The sequence below is a fragment of the Pseudoalteromonas sp. SR45-5 genome (assembly GCF_014163565.1).
In the GTDB taxonomy this organism is placed as follows: domain Bacteria; phylum Pseudomonadota; class Gammaproteobacteria; order Enterobacterales; family Alteromonadaceae; genus Pseudoalteromonas; species Pseudoalteromonas distincta.
This window is the reverse complement of the sequence record NZ_JACJDN010000127.1, coordinates 1-7,849: the sequence shown is the minus strand read 5'-3', so window position 1 is coordinate 7,849 and position 7,849 is coordinate 1. Positions and strand designations below refer to the sequence as shown.

6 protein-coding genes are annotated in these 7,849 nt (G+C 41.5%); 5 read left to right on the top strand and 1 reads right to left on the bottom strand.

From position 1 onward, the window contains the following. The first annotated feature begins 356 nt into the window (after nucleotides 1–356). A complete protein-coding gene (locus tag H5072_RS06955) occupies nucleotides 357–803 on the top strand; it encodes a DoxX family protein (RefSeq protein WP_182693101.1) in 447 nt (148 codons plus the stop codon). A 50-nt stretch (nucleotides 804–853) separates the two neighbouring features. Here H5072_RS06955 and H5072_RS06950 read toward each other — a convergent pair whose 3' ends face one another. After that, entirely contained in the window at nucleotides 854–3,940 is a 3,087-nt protein-coding gene (locus tag H5072_RS06950; RefSeq protein WP_182693100.1) for a beta-galactosidase, read from the bottom strand. A gap of 112 nt (nucleotides 3,941–4,052) precedes the next feature. On the opposite strand from H5072_RS06950, the gene H5072_RS06945 reads away from it, so the two are divergent. The 4 genes from H5072_RS06945 to H5072_RS06930 form a co-directional block, all read left to right on the top strand. Next, nucleotides 4,053–4,871 (top strand): AraC family transcriptional regulator, encoded by an 819-nt coding sequence (locus H5072_RS06945; RefSeq protein ID WP_182693099.1) that lies wholly within the window; start codon nucleotides 4,053–4,055, stop codon nucleotides 4,869–4,871. 81 nt (nucleotides 4,872–4,952) lie between these two features. Further along, the gene (locus H5072_RS06940; RefSeq protein WP_182693098.1) at nucleotides 4,953–5,261 is read left to right on the top strand and encodes a hypothetical protein; all 309 of its coding nucleotides are present in this window, start codon (nucleotides 4,953–4,955) and stop codon (nucleotides 5,259–5,261) included. Nucleotides 5,262–5,411: 150 nt separating this feature from the next. After that, nucleotides 5,412–6,674, top strand: coding sequence for a TolC family protein (locus H5072_RS06935; protein WP_182693097.1), 1,263 nt, complete (start codon nucleotides 5,412–5,414; stop codon nucleotides 6,672–6,674). Then, nucleotides 6,671–7,849: efflux RND transporter periplasmic adaptor subunit (locus H5072_RS06930; protein ID WP_182693096.1), on the top strand; the 1,179-nt coding region annotated here is incomplete at its 3' end. The genes H5072_RS06935 and H5072_RS06930, both read left to right, overlap by 4 nt.

Sequence of the window (7,849 nt, the reverse complement as noted above, 5' to 3'; positions counted from 1 at the left end):
TTCTAGGGACGATTAACTCTTTGTTGCCTACATGGATGTAGGTAAGGGGCGTGAGCAGGACGCGGAAGCTTTGCTCGGTTTTTACTTAGCCCACTAGGTTACAAACCTCGCGCCGCGATTTAATCTTCCTTGGATTGAACAAATTTCAATCCACAAAGATCAACACGCCCTAAGTAATACGTTAATAAAAAACCGTCAACCTTTGGGTTGGCGGTTTTTTTATGGATTATTATAAATACTGCGTTGCTAATTAACCAATAAATTTCGTATTAATGTTTTTTAATGATGATAGTAAACTGTGCTCAACGGTTAGGAAAAACCTAACGATTAAATAAATTTAAACAGGACTAAAACTCATGAAATTACTAAACACATTACTTAGCTCAAAAGCAGGCGTAGCAGCATTAATTTTACGAGTACCAGTTGGCCTTATTTTAGCGGCGCATGGTGCACAAAAGCTATTTGCTTGGTTTGGCGGTTACGGGCTTGAAGGTACAGGCCAATGGATGGCGAGTATTGGTTTAGAGCCTGGCTATTGGTTAGCAATGATGGCAGGTAGCGCTGAGTTTTTTGGTGGCATTGCATTAGCAATTGGTTTGTTAACTCGCCCAGCAGCTGTAGTTACGGCGTTTACTATGCTGATTGCTATTTTTAGCGTACATATTAGTAATGGCTTATTTATGGCAAACAATGGCTATGAATACGCATTAACGTTACTTGTAGTAACTTTAGTTTTAGCAATTCAAGGAGCGGGAAGCTTTTCTCTTGATAACGTATTAGCTAAAAAACTAGCTAATAAATAGTGTGTGTTAATTAAAAATAGCAGCCAATTTGGCCGCTATTTTTGTTTAAATTATTCAGCAGATAATGTTAAAGAATAACTGTACTGCTTTTGCTCAAGTAAATATTCTTTATGGGTACTTGGGCTCCATGAATCATCGCCACCAACCCCCATATGTTGATGATCAATGTGTACATTTACGCAATCATCAGCAATGAGTTCGTTTGTGTGTTTCGCTTGCGTTAACATACTTTGCGAATACTCACTGGCTGCAAATAAAAACGCACCGGTTACGGTTAAATTATTAATACGCAGTAATTGGCAATCACTACGCAGGCCGTTATCGGTTGGGAAAATATACGGGGTATGTAGCTCATTTAAACTTAAGCTGTAATAACCTAAACGTGCTGCGGCTTTGCGATCTGGGTAGTTTTCAAAAGGCCCTAAACCACGCCAGTTTACTTTTGTATCGCTTTGCTTGTTAAGCGTTGTACTTAGCCCTATACGCGGCATTGGCGGTAGAGTATCGTTTAGTTGCACATCAACATTTAAGCTAATATTGCCGGTATTATTTAGTGTATATAGCCATTGTGTTTTTGCTTGTAGCACGCCGTTAAATTCATAATTAAATACACAAGTAATACGTATATCAACGCTTGATTGCACTGCGTGAATTGAGCTACATGTGCGCTGCCATTGCCCTATACCTGCACGTAACCAACGTGCCTCCCATGCATTAGGATCTAGGTTATCTACTTCGCTTACGCCTATGTCGTTATCAAGCGGGGCGCGATAAAAGTTATCAACCAGTGGGCTACTAATAACCTGAGTATCGTTTTGTAACCACTGCTCTATAAGCCCTGATTGCTTACTAAAAACAAGTTTAAACTTATCGTTTTCAATACATAAGTGGGAGTCGGTTTCGTTAACACTTATAGCGCTTTGCTCTGGAGTTGATGCAAATGATTCACTGTTTAAATTATTACTATTTATAAGCTTAAACTGCTCGGTGTTTAATACATGCTCGGCACTTGCAAAGCTACAATCGTTAATTAGTGCTACATCTAAATTAAGGTGGTATTGCGCACCTTGCTCAAACGTTGTTTTAGTTTTAATTGTTAACGTGTGTGTACTTTGCGGAGCAATATTAAGTACATGCTCGCCTTGTTCAACACAGATGCCATTTTGCATTAACTGCCAAACCAGTTTTTCGTTATCTGTGTGACTAAATACATAATCGCTAAATACATCAACGGTAAATTGGTTTTGAGTCTGCTCGCGCAGCGTAAATTGTAAATGTTGCTGGCTGTATTTAGCTTCAAACAAGCTTGGATGCGGTGTGCGATCTGGAAATAATAAGCCGTTAATACAAAATTGGCGGTCGTTTAGTTCATCACCAAAATCGCCGCCGTAGGCCCAGTAATGCTCACCATTTTCATCAGTTTTAGATAAACCTTGGTCTACCCAATCCCAAATAAAGCCACCTTGCAGGCGAGGGTATTCTCTAAATGCTTGCCAGTAATCGTCAAAGCTACCTAGGCTGTTACCCATTGCATGGGCGTACTCACATAAAATAAGTGGGCGCGTTTCACCCGGTAGGCTTAGCCATTTTTTTATTGAATATTTTGGTACGGCGTCATCGGCAACATGTGTATCTACACGGGCATACATAGGGCAAATAATGTCGGTTGCTGTGGTATTTGCGCCGCCACCTTCGTATTGCACTGGGCGAGAAGGGTCAAAGCTTTTCGACCATCCGTACATAGCATCGTGGTTGGCGCCGTGTCCGCATTCGTTACCCAGTGACCAAATAATAATAGAGGCGTGGTTTTTATCGCGCTCAACCATTTGTGTATAGCGCGACATAAATGCGCCTGCCCACTGCGGATCGCTTGCCAAACGCCCCATAGGAAACATGCCGTGGGTTTCTATGTTTGCTTCGTCCACTACGTATAAACCTAGCTCGTCACATAACTCGTAAAAGCGTGGATGGTTAGGGTAGTGAGCAGTACGTACAGCATTAAAGTTATTTTGCTTCATCAGCTTAATATCTTCAATCATGTCGGCGGTGCTTACTGTGTGGCCGTTTTCTGGGTGGTGTTCGTGGCGGTTAACACCGCGAATAAGTAGCGGTTTGCCGTTTAAGCAAAGCTGTCCGTTAAGCATTTCCACTTTTCTAAAACCAATGTTATAGGCTTCAACATCTACTGTGTTGCCTTGCTCATCTAGCAGGCTTACAACGCAGCGGTATAAGTATGGGGTTTCGGCGGTCCACTTTTTAGGGCTTTGTATATCAATTGTTTGAAATACAACATCGCTCCAGCCGCCTTTTTCATCAACGCGTTTATTGTTAGTGCTTTGTATGTGTGGCTCGCAGAGTGCTTGCTCATTATCAAAAACCTGTACTGCTACTTGGTAGTTATTTGGCGCATTTATCGCCGTTTTTATATGTAGCGTTGCATCGCGATAGCAAGCGTCTAAATCGGGGGTTATAAACACATCACGTATTTGGTTTTGTGGTTTTGTAAGTAAGTTAACATCGCGAAAAATACCGCTTAGCCACCACATGTCCTGATCTTCTAAATAACTGCCATCGCTCCAGCGAATAACCATAACCGCAATACGGTTGGTGCCTACTACTAACAGTTCGCTTAAATCAAATTCGCTTGGTAAGCGGCTATCTTGCGAATAACCCACCCATTGACCGTTACACCAAAGGTGAAATGCCGAGTTTACGCCTTCAAAAATAATATGGTTACGCTGCGCTAATTGATCCGCCGTAATAGAAAACTCAGTGCGGTAGCAACCTGTTGGGTTATCGCTTGGTACAAATGGCGGGTTAACTGCAAATGGGTATTTAACATTACAGTAAATTGGTTTATCAAAGCCGTGTAACTGCCAGTTAGAAGGCACTGGAATACTTTGCCAATCTTTGCTTAGTGTTTCACTTAGCAGTGATCCATCAACCGCTTCGGGTTTATCGAATAATTTAAAATCCCATTGGCCGTTTAAACTTTGTTTTTGTGATTGTGTGTTAGTACGGGCATGGTCAACGCTTTTAAATCCATTGAGTGGGCTGTGCGCTTTTACTTGATTAACTTGTACTGAAATTGGGTTTTCCCAATCACGGCGGTTAATTATGTGTTGTAGTGAGTTCATTAGTGTCCTATTGCATGTATGGCAATTATAGTGGCTTAAATATAGCTAAAATAATGCGTTGGGGTTATGCTTAAAGCTCTCTTTTATTTGTCCAAAACTATCATTTTAGATTATGCGCAACACTATTGTAGATGTACTCGATATTGGCCCAGAGTGTACAGAGCGGTTTATTGATTTAACCACGCTTTCGCAAATGCCAAACCTTGAAATAGAGCTGGCAGGTTGCTCTAATTTATTGGGTGACTATTGTGTTGCACGTACTAACCCGCTCGAACACACTCTTTTTTATACTTTGGCTGGTCAGGGCACACTTAAAACAGTTAATAACCAATACTCATTAACTGAAAATAGCTTAGCTATATTGCCGGCAAGGCAAAGTTTTGAGGTTAAAATAGCAAGCGAAAAGTGGGATGTGATTTGGCTAAACCTTGCAAACACTAAACGTTGGCAACATTTAAATTTAGCACAGGCTAAGGTATTAACTAATCAGCAATTAGCGCCATTACATTTAGCTATGGAGCTTTTATATAGCGAAAGTAACGCTACTTTGCGCGAAGGTGTTATGCCTATTTTAAGCCACTATTTAAACACTACGCTTCAAAGCGAGCCGCAAATAGGTGGGCAAAACAGATTAACCAGCTTGTTTTTAGAGGTAGAAGAGCGCCTGCAGTTTGATTGGACAATAGAAGTTATGTGCGAGCACGTGCATTACTCAGCATCGCATTTACATAGGTTATGCCAAGCGCAATTTGGTAAAAGCCCTATGCAGCAGCTTATTTATTTACGCATTAAACGAGCTAAAAGCTTACTACTAAATACCCGCTGGCCTGTTGCCCATATTGCCGCTTACGTGGGGTATCCTAATATATTTAATTTTTCTAAACGGTTTAAAAAATCAGTGGGTGTATCACCAAGTGAATTTAGAAAATAACGTAAGCGGCTCTCTACATTTGAATAAATTTAAGGTATTGTGCGATTTCTTAAATTGCATTTTAGAGTTTTTAGGTAGGTAATGCGCTCAAACTACTTTTTAGTCGTGATACTTTTAGTGCTTGTGCACAGCTTTATTAGCTGTGATGCGGCGGCGTATCATCTGCAAGAAGAAGTTGATCATGCTACGCATGTTCATTCTCAAGCAAATGTAAACGATGAAGATGCGCAATCACCTACTGAAATACATGCCCATCAGCATTGCCACTGTGGTTACTACAGTACGCTAAATCACTCTATAAGCCCTGAGCAAAGCCAAGCTACACTGCCTGCGTGCTATAGCGGTTTAAACTATCCACCAGATGTTCCGCCACCAAATTTTTATAGCTAGTTTTTAATTTTAAACACTTTGTAAATAACTGCCTGCGCCTGTGCGCTATAAGGCTAGTTATGTACATATTTAGGTTGCTTAATTGCGCTTGTTTTTAAAATAGGCGTAGTGATTAAGTCAACTCTGTTTGTTAAAAAACGGACATGCTATATGAACAAAAAACCACTTATGCTGGTGGCGCTACTGTGCGCATTACCTGCAATGAGCGTTTTGGCAAAAAATGAGCCTCAATACGTATTAACGCTAAAGCAAGCGCTTAAAAATACCGAGCAGCAAAATGCTGAACTTAAACGCTACCCGTATCATCAAAAAATATTAACGGCGCTTAAAACCCAAGCTGCGCTTTCAGCTAATCCTGAGCTGAGTTTTGAAGCTGAAAACTTTTTAGGAACTCACGGCTCTCATGCGTTTTCGGGGGCGCAGTACACGCTGGCTTTAAGCCAATTAATAGAGCTGGGTGATAAACGCCAAAACCGTATTAACTACGCCACGGCAAATATAAAAGCGCAAACAATTGAGTATAAAAATACTCGGTTAGCACTTTTAGCAACCACCGCTGAGCGCTATTACCAAATACTTAAATTTCAGGCGTTAATTGCTTTAAATAGTGAGCGTAAAAACACCGTTAAGCAGGCACTTAACGCAATTGAAAAACGCGCTAAAGCGAGTGCAGCCTCAAGTGCTGATGTAACCCGCATGCGTTATGCATTAAGCCAAGTAGATTTAAATACGCTGATGCTAAATAGCGAATTTGAGCGTGCGCGCTTAGCTCTAACCGAGCTTTGGCAAGAGCCGCAAGTGAGTGATTACTATGCTGGCGATTTATCACAAATAGCTGCTGTTAAAAGTGAAGCAGTGCTACTTGATGCGGTAAATACAGCACCTGAATTTGCACTGCTGCAGCAGCAATATATGCAGCAAACGGCTAATTTGTCGCTGCAACGCTCAAGCGGGCAAAGCGATTTAACCCTGGGTGGTGGCGTGCGATATAACCAGCAAACTGATGCCAGCTCGTTGGTGTTTTCTTTTTCAATGCCACTGCAATTAAGCAATTCTAATAGCGGTAATATTGAGGCTGCAAAGCATCAACTTACGCTACTTAATGAGCAACAAGGGCAATTACGTGTTCAGCTACGCCAGCAAATACGCACTTTGTATGCGTATTACCAAGGTAAAACTGCGCAGGCACAGCTATTAACACAGCAAGTTATTCCACAAGCACAAACGCTTATAAAACAAAGTTTAAAAAGCTATCAACAAGGGCAAATATCGGTGTTGCAATTACTCGACGCACAGCAAGCTTTATTTGATTCTAAACGCGCACTTATCAACATCCATAGCGAGCTATATCAAGTACTGCTTACCCTTGAGCGTTTAACTGGCCAACCTTTAATTGAGACTCATCAATCATGAATAACACTCTTATCGCATTATTTATAACGCAATTATTTGCACTCCCATTATTAAGTAGCACGGCTATGGCATCTGATAGCCATCACGAAAAAGGTCATGAAGAAGGCCACAAAGACGAACACACACAAAAAGGCCCGCACGGCGGATTTTTACTAACCAATAACGCCCTTGATTTAGAGCTTAAGTTAACCCAGTTTGCAGGTAATACCGAGCTGCGAATATATGGGTTTAATAACGATAAAGCTGTGGATATAAACCAGTTAGACGTAACCATAAATGTGCAGCGTTTAAGTGAAGAGCCACAGCTTATTCGCTTCAAAGCTGAAGATGACTATTTAGTAAGTACCGTGAGCGTAAACGAGCCGCATTCTTTTAAGCTTGATGTAATGGCACGCTATAAAGGCGTTGAAATAAATTATCATTATGAGCAAGAAGAAGGGCGTGCAACGCTAAGCTCCCAAGCAATTGAACGCGCAGGAATTAAAACCGAGATAGCAAAAGCAGGTAGCGTTGAACTAACAGATACTCTATTTGGTGTTATAGCACCCACCGCGCACGGCACCGTTGAAGTAATGGCGCCTTATACCGGCTTAGTTAACGATATCTTTGTAAGCATTGGCCAAAACGTTAAAAAAGGCGATAAGCTTGCCAGTATAACCAACCGCGAAACACTGCAAAATTACACCATAAAAAGCCCAATTACAGGCGTTATTACCGAGCAATATTTAAAGCGCGGTGAGCTTGCCAATAGCGCATTAATGCAAATAGTAAACCTTGAAACCGTATGGGTCGAGCTCTCGGCTTTTCCTGAAAATATTGAAAAGCTCGCCATAGGACAAAGCGCAAAAGTGTACGATTTACATCATCATTTAAATGCGCAAGGTGAGGTGTTTTACATAGCCCCGATGATGAGCGGCGGGCATATTGCGCGTGCGCGAATCGAGCTTAAAAACCCTAATGGTCATTGGCGTCCTGGTATGCATGTTAATAGCGACATTAGTACTGCAAAAGTAGATGCTGCAGTGCGAGTAAAGGCTACAGCTGTGCAGGAATTTAACGGCAAACCTAGTGTGTTTATTAAAAGCGGCAATGTATTTGAAGTACGCCCTGTAAAGCTTGGTGCTAAAAACAGCGAGTGGGTAGAGGTACTTGAGGGGCTTTCGCCAAATAGTGAG

Bases quoted from the DNA above. Each gene is read 5' to 3' on its own strand.
- H5072_RS06955 (WP_182693101.1), top strand. From the start codon at position 357: ATGAAATTACTAAACACATTACTTAGCTCAAAAGCAGGCGTAGCAGCA.
- H5072_RS06950 (WP_182693100.1), bottom strand. From the start codon at position 3,940: ATGAACTCACTACAACACATAATTAACCGCCGTGATTGGGAAAACCCA.
- H5072_RS06945 (WP_182693099.1), top strand. From the start codon at position 4,053: ATGCGCAACACTATTGTAGATGTACTCGATATTGGCCCAGAGTGTACA.
- H5072_RS06940 (WP_182693098.1), top strand. From the start codon at position 4,953: ATGCGCTCAAACTACTTTTTAGTCGTGATACTTTTAGTGCTTGTGCAC.
- H5072_RS06935 (WP_182693097.1), top strand. From the start codon at position 5,412: ATGAACAAAAAACCACTTATGCTGGTGGCGCTACTGTGCGCATTACCT.